The following is a 14,209-nucleotide window of genomic DNA, read 5'->3' as shown; positions in this document are numbered from 1 at the left end:
GATGGAAAATTCTTGCTTAAACCTGGCTCGCGCGCATTTTATTCATCAAGGCAAGACTATGCTTATCCATGCCACCAACCATATCGGCCAGCGCTGGGTAGTCACGAGTTAATGTCTCGCCACCATAAAAACGTAGTAGCCATTCGGGGAAGTTGCGCTCTGAAATCTCACGAATCTCCAACAACTCAACCCGGTGATGACGCTCATCGTCCTGAATCCGTTTCCAAGCTTTCATGACATTAGCGCGCTCGCCCTCGATGATTTGACCAAACTGCTGGTTGTCATATAGAAGGATTCCGGTAATGCCATTATTTTGATTAAACGTACGCGCAGACTCTAGCAATCGCATTAGACCAAGAAAGGACATATCCGAGACTGCTTCGCTCAGATAACTCAATTCCACCAGGTCTTTTGGTTTTGGCATAACTTAGAAATAAAGATTACAAATAAAAAAGGCAAACCCGAGGATTTGCCTTTAAATATTAAATCTAATCTAAAAATTATGTACTTAGCACTTCTACCTATTACGCTCTTGCCGCCTTCAAAGCTGCATTAAAGGTGGCGCTAGGACGCATTACGGCTTTGCACTTTTCTGGATCAGCCACAAAGTAACCACCGATATCAGCTGGCTTGCCTTGAACTGCTTTCAGCTCATCCGCGATTTTCTTTTCATTCTCAATCAAGGATTTTGCTAAAGGCGCAAAGTAAGCTTGCAATTCTTTATCTTCGGTTTGTGCGGCCAAAGCCTCGGCCCAGTACATTGCCAAGTAGAACTGGCTTCCGCGGTTATCCAACTCACCAGTGCGTGGTGAAGGTGACTTATTGTTATCCAATAACTTACCTGTCGCTTCGTCTAAAGTACGAGCCAAGATTTTGACTTTATTGTTTCCTGTCTTGTCGCCAATATCTTCAAGAGATACCGCTAAAGCCAAGAACTCGCCCAGCGAATCCCAACGCAAGTGATTTTCTTCCACCAACTGTTGAACGTGCTTAGGAGCAGAGCCGCCTGCGCCTGTTTCGAACAAGCCACCACCAGCCATCAATGGCACGATAGACAACATCTTTGCGCTGGTACCTAATTCCATAATTGGGAATAAATCAGTGAGGTAGTCACGCAAAATATTACCGGTCACAGAAATAGTATCCTTGCCACGGATAACGCGCTCTAAGGTGTAACGCATTGCGCGAACCTGAGACATGATTTGAATATCTACACCCGTGAGATCATAATCTTTAAGGTAAGTCTTGACCTTCTTAATCAACTCAGCCTCGTGTGGGCGGTACTCATCAAGCCAGAACACTGCTGGAGTATTAGAAAGGCGCGCACGATTTACAGCCAACTTAACCCAGTCACGAATCGGCGCATCTTTGCACTGACACATACGCCAGATATCGCCTTCTTCAACGTTTTGCTCGAGCAATACTGTGCCGTCGTCAGCAACGATACGGGCTACACCCGCTTCAGGGATCTCAAAAGTCTTGTCGTGTGAACCATACTCTTCAGCCTGTTGTGCCATTAAACCTACGTTAGGCACTGTACCCATCGTCGTTGGATCAAAGTTACCGTGTGTCTTACAGAAATTGATCATTTCTTGGTAGATACGGGCAAAAGTACTTTCTGGGATAACTGCTTTGGTGTCATGCAAACGACCATCAGCACCCCACATCTTGCCGCCAACACGAATCATCGCAGGCATAGAAGCGTCAACGATCACGTCGCTTGGAGAATGGAGGTTGGTAATGCCTTTGGCAGAATCCACCATCGCCAAAGCTGGACGATGTTCGTGGCAAGCGTGCAGATCTTGAATGATTTCTTCGCGCTTAGACTCAGGCAAGGTTTTGATCTTTTCATACAAGCTGCTCATGCCGTTGTTGGCATTAACGCCCAGCTCTTCAAACAACTTAGCGTGCTTTTCAAAAGCGTCTTTATAAAAAATCTTGACTGCGTGACCAAACACGATTGGATGAGAAACCTTCATCATGGTTGCCTTCACGTGCAAGGACAACATCATGCCGGTTTTGTATGCGTCTTCGATTTCTTTCTCGTAGAACTCGCAGAGCGCTTTTTTGCTCATGTTCATGCTGTCGATAATTTCGCCAGCTAATAAGGAGACTTTTGGTTTAAGAACAATAGTCTTGCCACTCTTAGTAACCAAGTCCATCTTCACGTCGCAGGCCTTAGTCATCGTCATTGACTTCTCGCTAGAGTAGAAGTCGCCGCCGTGCATATGGGATACGTGTGTACGGGAAGCCTGGCTCCACTCACCCATGGAGTGTGGATTTTTACGCGCATAGCGCTTGACTGCAGGAGGAGCGCGGCGGTCAGAGTTACCTTCACGCAATACTGGGTTTACAGAACTACCTAAGCACTTAGAGTAACGGGTACGAATCGCTTTTTCTTCGTCTGATTTTGGATCTTCTGGGAAATTTGGGATCTTATATCCCTTAGCTTGCAACTCTTTAATAGCTGCTAGCAACTGAGGAACAGAGGCGCTGATGTTTGGCAACTTAATAATGTTGGTATCAGGCAATAAAGTCATCTTGCCGAGCGCGCCTAAGTTGTCTGGAACTTGCTGCTCCGGAGTCAGGCAATCATTAAACTCAGCCAAGATACGAGCAGCAACAGAAATGTCACTCTTCACAATCTCTACGCCGGCAGGTGCCGTAAAAGTACGAACAATTGGCAGAAATGCACAAGTCGCCAAAAGCGGCGCTTCATCTGTCAGCGTGTAAATAATCTTTGATTTCTCTGAAGCCATGAATGTTTCCTCAATATTGAAAAATTACAGAGTCAGGTTTTTACCCTGTCGCTCTCTAACCCACATTTTGCAAGTCGCTTTTAGCGCACCTTTTACCAATGAGGCGAGTCTCCCATTTTAAATCATCGGACCTGGCAAAAATGGTGGTTTTGCCCCGGAAAAGCCTCTATAAAGCCCAATTTAAGGGAATCCACCAAGACAGCAGAGGCAACAAATTCGCCGTAAACTGCAAGCCATGACCAGCCAGCATCCCTTACTCAATAAAAATCTGGTGCTGCTGATTATTTGTCAGGGCCTATTCCTTACCAATAACGTCACTTTTATCGCCATTAATGGCTTGGTAGGCCTTAGCCTTGCACCAGTCAGCTGGATGGCCACCCTACCCGTCATGGGCTATGTTGTGGGGGGCGCCTTTTCCACCTCAATTGTGGCCAAGTCCCAAAACTACTTTGGGCGCAAGATTTCCTTCCAACTTGGTTTATTAGTAGCCATGCTGTCTGCGCTTTTATGCGCATACGCCGCTATCAGCAAGAACTTCTGGCTTTTGGTCGTGGGCACCTTTATTGCCGGGTATTACAGCGCCAATGGCCAGCTATACCGCTTTGCCGCTGCAGAGCTAACAGACCTCAAGCAACGCGATAAAGCGGTTTCTTGGGTTTTAGCCGGCGGCATTCTTGGCGCCGTTATTGGACCTAATCTTGCATCATGGACTCGCGATCTATTTGATACCGCCTTTCTGGGGGCTTACCTAACACTATCGATCGCTGGATTCATTGGCATCTTCGTTATGCAATTCATCCACTTTCCTCAAGAATTCAAGACACAGCATGCGCTGTCTGATGGGCGCCCGCTAAAGGTGATTCTGCGGCAGCCCGCTTTCATGGTTGCCATCATCGGCGCAGCATTGGGCTATGGGGTGATGAACCTCTTGATGGCAGCCACGCCTTTGGCAATGCAAATCTGTGGATTGCCATTCTCTGACACTGCTCTCGTTTTGGAATGGCATGTGATTGGTATGTTTGCCCCAGGATTTTTTACAGGCTCGCTCATTCAGAGATTTGGAGTATTGAAGATTATGGGTGTTGGCGTTGTCTTGAACTTCATTTGCATTGCCATTGCTCTGACCGGAACCGATCTTCATCAATTCTTCATTGCCTTATTTTTACTAGGCGTCGGCTGGAACTTTTTATTTACTGGCGCCACCTCTTTAGCAATGACCGCTTATCAACCCAATGAACGAGATAAAGCACAGGCTGCTATTAATTTCTTTGTCTTTGGAACAATGGCCTTCACTTCTTTTGGATCAGGAGCTCTGATCACTTCGCACGGATGGAGCATTCTGAACTGGGGGTCACTCACCCCAGTAGTTGTTACTGGCCTAGCAATCTTGTGGCTTGCGAAACAACGGCAAAAGTCACTAACGCCAGCTTAAGAAGTTTTTGCCAGCGGCAAATTAAATAATAAGTTTTGAGGCTTTAACTTTAGCTGCTGTTGATCATTCATGGCGATGGCCATATAGACTGGCTTACCTGCCTGGGCCTTAGCTATAGCCGCTTCATCAATAAAGTCTAGACGGAATAGACAAATCACTTTTTGTAACTCATCAGCCTCTACCAACTCCTTGTTGTAGAGCTTATTGAGTATTCCGGTAGCGGCCGCATCTAAGCCAACATGCCAAGACCACTTAGGGTCAGTAATTTGCTGCATCGGGGTAATGCGCACGCTGATGCCCAAAAAATGCTTGATCCACTTTTCTAAAACACGGCAGAAATGATTAATTGGCTCATGACCAAAATTCAGCTGGACTGCCAAATCAAAATCTTCGTTCCGATCCCAATAAATGTCCGCGTTGTCTTCATGAAGGACATCCAGGTCGGCAGATCGCATCGTCATGGACTTGCCCTTCAGCAAATCCATAATGTTGCCGGTATCGCTTGCCTGGGCATTCCGAGCAACTACCTCCTCATCAGCGCCCATGACAATTCCGTCTTCGACAACACTAATTTTCTGCGTCCTAAAAAAGAGCTCACCCATTCGCACTTCTAATGGATGCGCCTCATTACCCGAGATATGTCTGATAAAAATTTGCGCGAGCTGGGCAATAAACAGGGGGGGAACATCAACCCCTTCTCCCTTGAACAAGCTCATATAGAAACTCTCTAGAGAACTTGCAGCTACTAAGCGCGCCCGATAACGCAACCAAACACGGTAGTTTTCCTGAATATCCTCATCGGCCATCGCAGCAATTTCAGTCTCCAGCACTTCAGAGCGAGGGCTCTCAGTTAAGCGCTGGTGTAATGCCCGCTCTGCAGCACAGGATTCTGGAACCAGCTGCAGTTCGGGTCTATCCATATAAGTGCGCAAGAAGTCATCCGTTACCAGTAGCTGATGATCAGGACTGATTGACAGGGTGCTATATGCAGTATTTGCCCAATAATTTGTCATGCGTTTTAGCTAAAGCAAGCTCACCGTGAGAATTTACAGAGCTCAGAATATACTAGCCAGTCAATTTGCGTGAAATAGGAAAACATCATGAGTGAACTCAAAAAAATCGATACCGTTGTTGGTGAAGGCAAGGAAGCTACAAAAGGTAATCATGTGGACGTACATTACACCGGCTGGCTTTATGATGAAAAAGCAGCTGATCACAAAGGTCAAAAGTTTGATAGCTCCCTAGATCGTGGCCAACTGTTTAGCTTTCCTCTGGGCGCTGGACATGTGATCAAAGGCTGGGATGAAGGCGTTGCCGGCATGAAAATCGGTGGCAAACGCACCCTCATTATTCCTTCTGAGATGGGCTACGGTGCTCGCGGTGCTGGCGGCGTAATTCCTCCAAATGCTACGCTCGTATTTGATGTGGAATTGCACGGCGTTAACTAAGGCATTTACTGATAGCAGTAAAACAAAAGCCACCCTCTCGGGTGGCTTTTTATATTTTGAGCTCACTTAGGTGAGGCAAAGCATTACTTAGGAACGTAAATCTTTACCATTCAACGTTAAACGATTGGATGAACGGTTCTGGCATAAGCCAATGAGACGATTTCTTTCAGCCATGACCTTGTCAGCATAGCCGCCATCATCCTCAGCGTTTGCAGCACCAACGTAATACTTTAAACCGTTCCGCAATGAACCTGCAGTAGCAATCAGATATTTCAAGATGTAAGCGCCAACGCGGATATTCACTTCAGGCTTAGCAGCCTCAGAAGTTCCACCAAAAAGTGCGTACTTATCTTTGTGAACGGATGTCATTACCTGCATCAAGCCTTCAGCACCAGCATGGCTCTTCGTATTTGGATTGAAGTTCGATTCAACTGAAATCACTGCCAACAACAACACAGGATCAATATTGACTTCTTTAGCAATCAAGATGGTATTGGAAACATACTCTTCAATCTTGGCGCGATCAAGGCTGTATTTCTTTTCAAAGAAATCTGCCACTGCACGTTGATTCTGAATTGAACCCATCAAGTTGCTATCTAAAGCCTGAGGATCCATCTTTGAAGTCGGAATACGGTCAGATAAATGAGAGATGGATTTCACCTGCATTTGTGCCACGGAAGGCATCAACAAGGCTACCGTCTGCTGTTTAGCACTAGCCAAGCCTTTCGTCGCCGGCAACTTAGACTTGTTATAGATCACTGCAGCGATTTCAGTATCGGCAGCTGGAGCAGAAGCTACTTCATTAGATTCTTTGTATTGGTTGAGCATGCCAAAGCCATTGCTCCACACCATATGGCGCGCTTCATCTGGAACCAGAATACGGGCCAAGTCAAAAGCACCAGCATTTGTACCGTTGCCTGAGAGCCAAAGACCAACCACCATAAATACAGTTACAACGAGTAAGCCATTAACGACTCTGTAGACTGGAGCCATGGCGTGCGCTAGCAGCTCTTTAGCAGTCAACAAGGTTGGCTGCGCATTCTGCATATCGCTCAAATTGTTAGATAAACATTTACTCATTCATTGTTTGCAAGACCTCAAAAAACTGAACTACCGTTTTATGCTGCATTGCAATATCTTAAAAACATGGGTCATCCTAAGAAGTTTCTTATATCAAGTCAAGAATAAGGAAGTACAAATCAATAACTTATTGATCTAGAAATACGGGGAATTACTGATAATTACCCTAAAAAGCATATATAAATCAATAAAATCAATTACTTATAAAAGTTAGGGGGCGCTAATTTCACTCTATAAAAAAATACCTTAAATGGGACTTTTTTACGATTTTGCTCAAAAATTAAGCTTTAAAAATCGTACATCTAGTGCTTAAACCCCCTGGATTTTCTACGGGTAGTAGCAACCCAAGACTTTTTTCTGAGCACCATTCACCAAGGAACTTGGGCAGAAAAATGGATTTTTATTTCTAGAAAGATCGTGAGAGGCCCCCGTTTCTTATTAGCCCCGAGGCTAGCTCAAGACAAAAAGCATAAAGACTGGAAGTAGAGCTCATACACTTAGAACCCATGAAATTGTTTCGCAACCTACTTGCCCTCGTAACGCTGTGTGCTTCGCTCAATGTGCTTGCAGCTTTTGACGACTGCAAAGACCTATTCCCGGCCCAGCAAATTCCGACAACACCCCAAGCTGGGCGAGATCTTTGCTTTGATAGCTTTGCTATCTACTACTCCCCTCAGGATAAGAAACCCATCTATACAGTTGAGAAGCTCAATAGAGAACAGCTTTCTGCGCCACATCCTCGGAGAAGTAATCAGTTTTATGAAGAAGCAAGACTTCCTTTTGCAGAGAGATCCCTGCTCGCGGATTACCGTGGCAGCGGCTTTGACCGTGGTCATAATGCCCCCGCTGGCGATATGAGCAATGAACGTTCAATGGCCCAGTCCTTCTCTTTGGCCAATATGATGCCCCAGGCACGACAAAACAATCAGGGCATCTGGGCCAAGAATGTTGAGGAACCGACTAGGGCTTACGTCAAAAGAGCGACTGGTGATGTCTACATCTATACCGGGTCGACTGGAAACAATGGCAGCATCGGCAGAGGTCGAGTCACGATTCCAAGTCATTTATATAAGCTGGTTTATGACCCAAGCAAAAACAGTGCATGGGGTTATTGGATTGAAAACACCAATGAAGCGCGCATGACACCACCAATCACCTATCAAGAGTTGATGGATAAAACAGGGATTGATTTTCATTTGCCCATCAATAATGAAACAAGCAAAGGAAGCGCAGCAAGTAATGCGACTCCGGAGTCTTTAAAAACCAAGGCTCAGCAAGCCTTAATGGGAGGTTGGTACCCCGTTTTTTTTGATGATTACTCCGCTAGTAAGCTCAATAGCGTGATCGCCAATATCAAATCGGGCAAGGTAGCGAGTATTCAGATTCAATATGACCGCAATGAATCTTTGGCAAACCAGATAGCCTCTCAAATCGAAGCTCAGGCCAATTTACAACCAAATCTGATTCAAGGCAGTCCGCCTGAGTCTGCGACTGTGGCTTACGAACGCAATCGCGTCACCCTCATCATCCGCTCAAAGTAATTGAGATTTTGTCTGCAGGCCATGAGCCCGCTGTATCGGCGCCAAGAGTCCACGCAAACCATTGTGATCTAGGGTGTGCATCAACTCTAGTAACTGACCAAGCTCGCTTTTAGGAAAACCTTCGCGAGCAAACCACGCCAAATAGTTTCCCGGCAAATCAGCCAAAGCACGCCCAGCGTACTTGCCAAAAGGCATCTTCATTAAAACCAATTTTTCCAGGGACTCTGCGTTCATTTGGAGGAAATCTTACAAGCAAATACTAAAACCTCAAAAAGAGTGCCATTTTTCATGGGGTGGACATTCTAGTAGTTGAGAATAATTCTCATTTAGTGGTATATTGAGAACCATTCTCAATTAGATCTTTAACCACTAACTACAAATATCCATGAAATTGACCATCAAAAGACTTCTCGCCTTTAGCCTCTTTCTAGTTGCCACCCTTCATTTTTCATTTGCCCACGCTGGGGAAGGTGCATTTGGGTGGATCTATACCTTAGATTTGCAACCGAAGGGGAAGCTAGAGTTTGAGCAGCGTCTGCAGCTGAATAAACAGCAGGCCTCTGGTACTTACGACGCCTGGACAGCTAGAACAGAACTGGAATACGGTTTAACAAATGATTTGCAGGTTGCTGGCTATATCAATTCTTATTACACCAGCGCCAATCAAAATTACACCAACCCCGAGGCATGTGGCGACTCTCCAACTTGTACAGGTGGTTATGGCGTGCCATCTTCGCATGACCCCTCTACAGCCTATAAAAAAAGTGGCATTGAAGGCGGCTCTCTAGAGGCAATCTATCGAATAACAAATCCAGTCACCTCACCGGTAGGCGTAGGGCTTTATCTTGAGCCAACCTGGGGTAGAAATAAAGATGAACTCGAAGCAAGACTCTTGCTGCAATCCAACTTCATTGATGACCGACTGATCTTGGCGGGTAACGTTGTAGTCGCCAATGAACGTTTGAAGTTTATTGAAAACGGCAATGTGCCCGAGTCTATGCTGGACTTCTTGGTAGGGGCTAGTTATCGTTTTGCGCCTAAATGGTCGGCTGGCGTAGAAGCTCGCTTTCATAACGACTATTCAGAACTAAATTTACGCAATCAAGTGCAAAGAGCCACTTTTGTTGGCCCCAATATGCACTATGCGGCAAAAGATTGGTGGGTCACTGGTGCTTGGCGTTATCAGCTTGCAGGTGGAACCTGCATGGGTGGTGGAGAAGCCGAATGCTCAAACGCACGCGTTTGGGATAGCCACTCAGTAAATGAATTCATTGTCAAAGTTGGCTTCCCTCTAAATTGATCGGAGAGTAATGATGGAAATTCAAAACCTATTAGTAGCCGCTTTAAGTTATTTAGTGAAGTTTCAATCCACACAGTGCCCTGCTGCTAGAGGAAGAGCGCTACTCATGTTTGAAACATTAGCCGACAAACAAGGTATAGGCGCAGATATTCAAGAGCTTTGCTATGAAGCGAATGAATTGCTCGCCACCTAAGGTCCCACTCTTACAGCTCAACCTTTCACTCAAGTACTTCAATCATGATTTGGAAACCCAGCCCGCTCGCAATTCTTGGATTAGCAATGATTAGCGTGCCCATCATTGCTCACGCCAAAATATATGTTTCCGTAGAGCAAGCACAGAAAATTCTCCTTCCTAACAAGGTCCTCACAAAGAATCCCATCATCATCACAGAGGATCTCCAAGAAAAAATGCGTACCGCATCTAGTATTCGCCACCCCTTCCAAGGGGAGCGTATTTGGAGGGCCGCAGATGGTAGCTGGCTAGTGATCGATGAGGTTATTGGCAAGCATGAAATGATTACCTATGCCGTTGCTCTCAGCCCCACAGGCACTGTCCAGGGAATTGAGATCCTGGAATATGTTGAGTCTTATGGGTATGAAGTTGCAGACCCTCAGTGGCGCAAGCAATTTACTGGCAAGACAGTCAGTGACCCTATCAAACTCAATCAGGATATTCAGAATATTGGTGGCGCAACACTCTCCTGCAAACATATTACCGATGGCGTGAAGCGAGTAACTGTCTTATACGACCTAGCACTCAAAACTTCCACCAAACCCAGCGCTAGCAAATAAGCTCAAAATGATTCGCTGCAAACCCCTGTTAGGCACCTTTGTTGAGATCTCGATCAAGCAAGATCATGAGCAAGTTGCTATTGATAATGCATTCTCGGCCATTCAAAAAGTTCACGATCTGATGGGATTTCATAACCCCCAAAGCGAACTCAGCCGTATTAATGCACGAGCCCATCTAGAAGCAGTTGAAATTCATGCATGGACTGCCCGAGTTATTAAGATTGCACAAGAGGTTCATCTTGCATCAAATGGTTTATTTGATTGCGGAATTGGGCATCGCCTGGTTGAGGCAGGCTTACTGCCACGCCATATCACTTTTACCAATCATGAGCTTGGTGGCATTGAAGACATTCACTTCTTGGCACCTGATCTCATTAAATCATCACGCCCAGTCTGCTTAGATCTTGGCGGCATTGCAAAAGGTTATGCGGTAGATATGGCAGTGAGGGTTCTTTTGTCGGAAGGAATCCCTTCTGGCTCTGTAAATGCTGGGGGTGACCTGCGGGTATTTGGAGATACCTCCTTCCCGATTCAAATTCGTAATCCAGAATTGCCGGAAGAGCTCATTGAAATTGGATCCCTAGAAAATGGTGCTATCGCCACAAGCAGTCTTTACTTTGCAAAAAGAGATCATCAGCAAAGTCATATCGTCAATCCTCTTACACAAAATCCATCTGAAATACATGCAGAGGTTTTGGGCTCATATTCCATTCTTGCAAAGGAGTGTGTTTACGCGGATGCCCTCACCAAGGTTTTGGCTTTATCCAATAACGAATATCACCCCTGCTTCGAGCGCTTCTCAGCTCAAGCCTTCAGGATCACACCATGAGTCGCCTAGGAAAAATGCCAAGCTGGCAAAGATCATTTGTTATTTACGGAATGATGGCCTGCTCCATCACGGGTCTGATGTACTTGCTGGGGCATCAATTTCATATTCAAAGATCTACGCTTGGGACGCATACCATCTTGGCTGCCCATGGAATTGCTGCAATGCTTGCAACACTGGCACTTGGCTCAGTGCTGCCCTTTCACATTAAGGCGGGCTACAAGTCAAAGAAGCAATGGTGGAGTGGCTTCAGCCAGCTAGGCTTTCTATTTGCACTTCTCATTACCGGCGGAATGCTTTATTACGGGCCAGAGGAATTGCGCGATGGAGTAATTAACGTCCACTGGATTATTGGCCTGCTGTTCGCTATCATCTTCTTATTGCATCTAACCGCCATTAGGAAGCCAAAGACAATTGTTAGCTAAATTTTAAGAGTGATAAAAACAGGTTTATTTTTTACAATAATGACTGTAGAGCAAGTTCATGACCGATAACGTTATGTCACTGGACAGGGAATAATAAATTTGCTTACCGTCTCTGCGTGTCTTAACCAACTTTTTAGTACGTAGTACTGTCAACTGTTGCGATAAGGTTGGTTGGTGTATTCCGGTTGATTCCTCCAGGTCCCCAACGCACCGCTCCTCAACAGCAATTTCACACAACAACATCAGTCGACTCGGGTTTGAAAGTACTTTTAAGAACTCGCAAGCCTTTGTGGCCGAGGATTGCATCTTCTTAAGCTCTGCAATTCGCTTTTTTTTGTTCAACATGAAAATTACAGTGCGTTAAGAGGGATCTTTAAATATGAAATACCGTTGCTTTCCTTCGGAGGCATATCACCAGCCCGGATATTCATTTGAATAGCCGGCAGAATCAGCACCGGCATTTGTAGAGTAGCATCTCGCTTACTGCGCATCTGAACAAACTGATCCTCAGTAATACCATCATGCATGTGAATATTCGATTTCTTCTGCTCGGCCACTGTTGTTTCGTAATTTACTGGACGCCCATTTGGCGGATAGTCGTGACACATAAATAACCTGGTCTCGCCCGGAAGACTTAGTATCTTTTGCATCGATTTATAAAGCGTATGCGCATCACCGCCTGGAAAATCGCAGCGAGCAGTTCCGACATCCGGCATAAACATAGTGTCCCCCACAAAAACGGCATCACCTACTTGATATGCCATGCAAGCCGGGGTGTGACCAGGAACAAAGAGTGATTTAAAGTTTAATTCTCCAAACTGGATTTCTTCTCCATCTTTAAGCAAATAATCAAACTGCGAGCCATCCGCTTGAAATGCCTGCTCTAAATTGAAAACTTTTTTAAATACCCCCTGCACTACCGAAATATGATCGCCAATGGCAATCTTGCCCCCTAATTTTGCTTTTAAATATGGTGCCGCTGAAACATGATCTGCATGGGCGTGGGTTTCTAAAATCCATTCCGTAGTCAGGTTATTAACCTTGACGAACTCAATCACTTCATCGGCTGACTTCGTGTTAGTACGCCCTGACTTGTGGTCATAATCCAGCACTGAATCAATGATTAGACAAGGTGAGCCTGGCTTCTCATAAACCACATAAGTTACCGTCCAGGTATCTGAGTCAAAAAAGCCCTTAACAATTGGTTTCATCTATCTATTCCGGTTTTCTATGAGTCTTTTATTTTATGATAAATAATATATAAAAATATAGAGTAATCATAAACCCTGATAGCCAATCACTATAATTCAAGCTATTTTATTGACCTAGATCTAATAAAACATACAGGTGGAGATAGCATGACTTCAGCAAACTCGAGTTCCAATGTATTTGACGTAGTAATTGCAGGCGGTGGTGCTGCGGGCATAGGCTTGGCCGCTAGCCTGAAATCCAGAGACCACTCGCTAAATATCGCAATCATTGAGCCCTCTGAAGAACATTATTACCAACCTTCTTGGACGCTTGTAGGAGGTGGTGCATTTAACGTCAAAAATAGTCGTCGCCACACTAAAGATCTCATTCCCTCAGGTGTTCGTTGGATTAAAGAAAAGGTTATAGGCTTCAATCCAGATGCCAATGAAGTTCTGGTTAGCAATAATGCTTCCGTTAAATATAAGCAGTTGGCAATTGCAACTGGCATTAAATCCAACTGGGATGCAATTCCTGGGCTAAAAGAAACCCTTGGCAAAAATGGCGTGACATCCAACTACAGCTATGAGTGCTCCCCCTATACCTGGGAGCTAGTGCGCAACTTGGAGTCTGGCAAAGCCATTTTCACGCAACCCCCAATGCCAATAAAATGCCCTGGCGCACCTCAAAAAGCAATGTATCTATCTTGCTATGAGTGGCAAAAACAGGGTCGACTAAATAATATTGATGTTGAATTGAATAATGCAGGGGGCGCCCTATTTGGCGTAGCGGACTTTATTCCGCCCCTTATGGAGTATGTCAAAAAATATAATGCCAAACTCAATTTCAATACAAATCTGATTTCGGTGGATGGCCCAGCTAAAAAAGCGATTTTTGCAGTCAAGGATGCAGATGGAAATGTTACGCAGGTTGAAAAATTATTTGACATGCTGCATGTAGTACCCCCACAAGGCCCTCAAGACTGCCTCAAGGGAAGCCCTGTTTCCAATGCTGATGGCTTTGTAGATGTAGACCAATTTACCCTTCAACATACTCGCTACCCGAATATCTTCGGACTTGGTGATTGCTGTTCGTCGCCAAACTCTAAAACTGCTGCTGCAGCTAGAAAACAAATTGTGGTAGTTGCCGAAAATTTACTCGCAGCAAAACATAACAAGCCACTACCAACTAAATATGATGGTTATGGCTCATGCCCACTGACGGTAGAGAACGGAAAAATTGTTTTGGCAGAGTTTGGTTTTGGTGGAAAACTCCTGCCAACATTCCCCTGGCTCATTAACCCACTTAAGGCTACAAGACTCGCTTGGATTCTGAAGAAAGATGTTCTTCCTTGGCTTTACTGGAATGCAATGCTTAAAGGAAGAGAATGGCTGGCTCGTCCATTTGAAAATTAATTG

General features: G+C 45.1%; 16 protein-coding genes. 9 read left to right on the top strand and 7 right to left on the bottom strand.

From position 1 onward, the window contains the following. Positions 1–16: 16 nt before the first annotated feature. Positions 17–424 (bottom strand): BLUF domain-containing protein, encoded by a 408-nt coding sequence (locus ICN18_RS04635; RefSeq protein ID WP_216189296.1) that lies wholly within the window; start codon positions 422–424, stop codon positions 17–19. Between the two features lie 100 nt (positions 425–524). Beyond that, the gene (locus ICN18_RS04630; protein ID WP_216189295.1) at positions 525–2,759 is read right to left on the bottom strand and encodes an NADP-dependent isocitrate dehydrogenase; all 2,235 of its coding nucleotides are present in this window, start codon (positions 2,757–2,759) and stop codon (positions 525–527) included. A 235-nt stretch (positions 2,760–2,994) separates the two neighbouring features. On the opposite strand from ICN18_RS04630, the gene ICN18_RS04625 reads away from it, so the two are divergent. Next, complete coding sequence (locus ICN18_RS04625) at positions 2,995–4,191, top strand: MFS transporter (protein WP_216189294.1); 1,197 nt, start codon at positions 2,995–2,997, stop codon at positions 4,189–4,191. On the opposite strand, the gene ICN18_RS04620 is transcribed toward ICN18_RS04625, so the two are convergent. After that, positions 4,188–5,204 (bottom strand): DUF6352 family protein, encoded by a 1,017-nt coding sequence (locus ICN18_RS04620; protein ID WP_216189293.1) that lies wholly within the window; start codon positions 5,202–5,204, stop codon positions 4,188–4,190. The genes ICN18_RS04625 and ICN18_RS04620 overlap by 4 nt on opposite strands. Before the next feature lie 87 nt (positions 5,205–5,291). On the opposite strand from ICN18_RS04620, the gene ICN18_RS04615 reads away from it, so the two are divergent. Beyond that, positions 5,292–5,639 carry an FKBP-type peptidyl-prolyl cis-trans isomerase gene (locus tag ICN18_RS04615; RefSeq protein ID WP_216189292.1) on the top strand — a complete coding sequence of 116 codons (348 nt, stop codon included), beginning with the start codon at positions 5,292–5,294 and terminating at the stop codon, positions 5,637–5,639. Positions 5,640–5,726: 87 nt separating this feature from the next. Here ICN18_RS04615 and ICN18_RS04610 read toward each other — a convergent pair whose 3' ends face one another. After that, positions 5,727–6,719 (bottom strand): transglycosylase SLT domain-containing protein, encoded by a 993-nt coding sequence (locus ICN18_RS04610; RefSeq protein WP_216189291.1) that lies wholly within the window; start codon positions 6,717–6,719, stop codon positions 5,727–5,729. Positions 6,720–7,225: 506 nt separating this feature from the next. Here ICN18_RS04610 and ICN18_RS04605 point away from each other — a divergent pair. Continuing rightward, entirely contained in the window at positions 7,226–8,260 is a 1,035-nt protein-coding gene (locus tag ICN18_RS04605) for a DNA/RNA non-specific endonuclease (protein WP_216189290.1), read from the top strand. On the opposite strand, the gene ICN18_RS04600 is transcribed toward ICN18_RS04605, so the two are convergent. After that, the gene (locus ICN18_RS04600; RefSeq protein WP_216189289.1) at positions 8,252–8,494 is read right to left on the bottom strand and encodes a DUF3820 family protein; all 243 of its coding nucleotides are present in this window, start codon (positions 8,492–8,494) and stop codon (positions 8,252–8,254) included. The genes ICN18_RS04605 and ICN18_RS04600 overlap by 9 nt on opposite strands. A gap of 151 nt (positions 8,495–8,645) precedes the next feature. Here ICN18_RS04600 and ICN18_RS04595 point away from each other — a divergent pair, with 151 nt between their 5' ends. Genes ICN18_RS04595 through ICN18_RS04575 form a run of 5 tightly spaced genes read left to right on the top strand, consistent with a single transcriptional unit; the run spans position 8,646 to position 11,603 of the window. Then, a complete protein-coding gene (locus ICN18_RS04595) occupies positions 8,646–9,560 on the top strand; it encodes a DUF6662 family protein (RefSeq protein ID WP_216189288.1) in 915 nt (304 codons plus the stop codon). 10 nt (positions 9,561–9,570) lie between these two features. Beyond that, a complete protein-coding gene (locus ICN18_RS04590) occupies positions 9,571–9,753 on the top strand; it encodes a hypothetical protein (RefSeq protein WP_216189287.1) in 183 nt (60 codons plus the stop codon). A gap of 44 nt (positions 9,754–9,797) precedes the next feature. Beyond that, positions 9,798–10,352, top strand: coding sequence for an FMN-binding protein (locus ICN18_RS04585; protein WP_216189286.1), 555 nt, complete (start codon positions 9,798–9,800; stop codon positions 10,350–10,352). Between the two features lie 7 nt (positions 10,353–10,359). Next, complete coding sequence (locus ICN18_RS04580) at positions 10,360–11,181, top strand: FAD:protein FMN transferase (protein WP_216189285.1); 822 nt, start codon at positions 10,360–10,362, stop codon at positions 11,179–11,181. Beyond that, positions 11,178–11,603 carry a hypothetical protein gene (locus tag ICN18_RS04575; protein WP_216189284.1) on the top strand — a complete coding sequence of 142 codons (426 nt, stop codon included), beginning with the start codon at positions 11,178–11,180 and terminating at the stop codon, positions 11,601–11,603. Before ICN18_RS04580 ends, ICN18_RS04575 begins: the two co-directional genes overlap by 4 nt. 24 nt (positions 11,604–11,627) lie before the next feature. Here ICN18_RS04575 and ICN18_RS04570 read toward each other — a convergent pair whose 3' ends face one another. Next, positions 11,628–11,909, bottom strand: a complete 282-nt coding sequence (locus ICN18_RS04570; protein ID WP_369411868.1) for a metalloregulator ArsR/SmtB family transcription factor — start codon at positions 11,907–11,909, stop codon at positions 11,628–11,630. A 44-nt stretch (positions 11,910–11,953) separates the two neighbouring features. After that, positions 11,954–12,814, bottom strand: coding sequence for an MBL fold metallo-hydrolase (locus ICN18_RS04565; protein WP_216189282.1), 861 nt, complete (start codon positions 12,812–12,814; stop codon positions 11,954–11,956). Between the two features lie 147 nt (positions 12,815–12,961). Between ICN18_RS04565 and ICN18_RS04560 the strand changes: the two genes are divergently transcribed. Beyond that, on the top strand, positions 12,962–14,206 hold the full coding sequence (locus ICN18_RS04560; RefSeq protein ID WP_216189281.1) for an NAD(P)/FAD-dependent oxidoreductase: 1,245 nt from the start codon (positions 12,962–12,964) through the stop codon (positions 14,204–14,206). Positions 14,207–14,209: the final 3 nt, after the last annotated feature.

Origin of the sequence: Polynucleobacter parvulilacunae (assembly GCF_018881715.1) — a bacterium.
Lineage (GTDB): Bacteria > Pseudomonadota > Gammaproteobacteria > Burkholderiales > Burkholderiaceae > Polynucleobacter > Polynucleobacter parvulilacunae.
This window is presented reverse-complemented; position numbering and strand designations above follow the sequence as displayed.

Bases quoted from the DNA above. Each gene is read 5' to 3' on its own strand.
- ICN18_RS04635 (WP_216189296.1), bottom strand. From the start codon at position 424: ATGCCAAAACCAAAAGACCTGGTGGAATTGAGTTATCTGAGCGAAGCA.
- ICN18_RS04630 (WP_216189295.1), bottom strand. From the start codon at position 2,759: ATGGCTTCAGAGAAATCAAAGATTATTTACACGCTGACAGATGAAGCG.
- ICN18_RS04625 (WP_216189294.1), top strand. From the start codon at position 2,995: ATGACCAGCCAGCATCCCTTACTCAATAAAAATCTGGTGCTGCTGATT.
- ICN18_RS04620 (WP_216189293.1), bottom strand. From the start codon at position 5,204: ATGACAAATTATTGGGCAAATACTGCATATAGCACCCTGTCAATCAGT.
- ICN18_RS04615 (WP_216189292.1), top strand. From the start codon at position 5,292: ATGAGTGAACTCAAAAAAATCGATACCGTTGTTGGTGAAGGCAAGGAA.
- ICN18_RS04610 (WP_216189291.1), bottom strand. From the start codon at position 6,719: ATGAGTAAATGTTTATCTAACAATTTGAGCGATATGCAGAATGCGCAG.
- ICN18_RS04605 (WP_216189290.1), top strand. From the start codon at position 7,226: ATGAAATTGTTTCGCAACCTACTTGCCCTCGTAACGCTGTGTGCTTCG.
- ICN18_RS04600 (WP_216189289.1), bottom strand. From the start codon at position 8,494: ATGAACGCAGAGTCCCTGGAAAAATTGGTTTTAATGAAGATGCCTTTT.
- ICN18_RS04595 (WP_216189288.1), top strand. From the start codon at position 8,646: ATGAAATTGACCATCAAAAGACTTCTCGCCTTTAGCCTCTTTCTAGTT.
- ICN18_RS04590 (WP_216189287.1), top strand. From the start codon at position 9,571: ATGATGGAAATTCAAAACCTATTAGTAGCCGCTTTAAGTTATTTAGTG.
- ICN18_RS04585 (WP_216189286.1), top strand. From the start codon at position 9,798: ATGATTTGGAAACCCAGCCCGCTCGCAATTCTTGGATTAGCAATGATT.
- ICN18_RS04580 (WP_216189285.1), top strand. From the start codon at position 10,360: ATGATTCGCTGCAAACCCCTGTTAGGCACCTTTGTTGAGATCTCGATC.
- ICN18_RS04575 (WP_216189284.1), top strand. From the start codon at position 11,178: ATGAGTCGCCTAGGAAAAATGCCAAGCTGGCAAAGATCATTTGTTATT.
- ICN18_RS04570 (WP_369411868.1), bottom strand. From the start codon at position 11,909: ATGCAATCCTCGGCCACAAAGGCTTGCGAGTTCTTAAAAGTACTTTCA.
- ICN18_RS04565 (WP_216189282.1), bottom strand. From the start codon at position 12,814: ATGAAACCAATTGTTAAGGGCTTTTTTGACTCAGATACCTGGACGGTA.
- ICN18_RS04560 (WP_216189281.1), top strand. From the start codon at position 12,962: ATGACTTCAGCAAACTCGAGTTCCAATGTATTTGACGTAGTAATTGCA.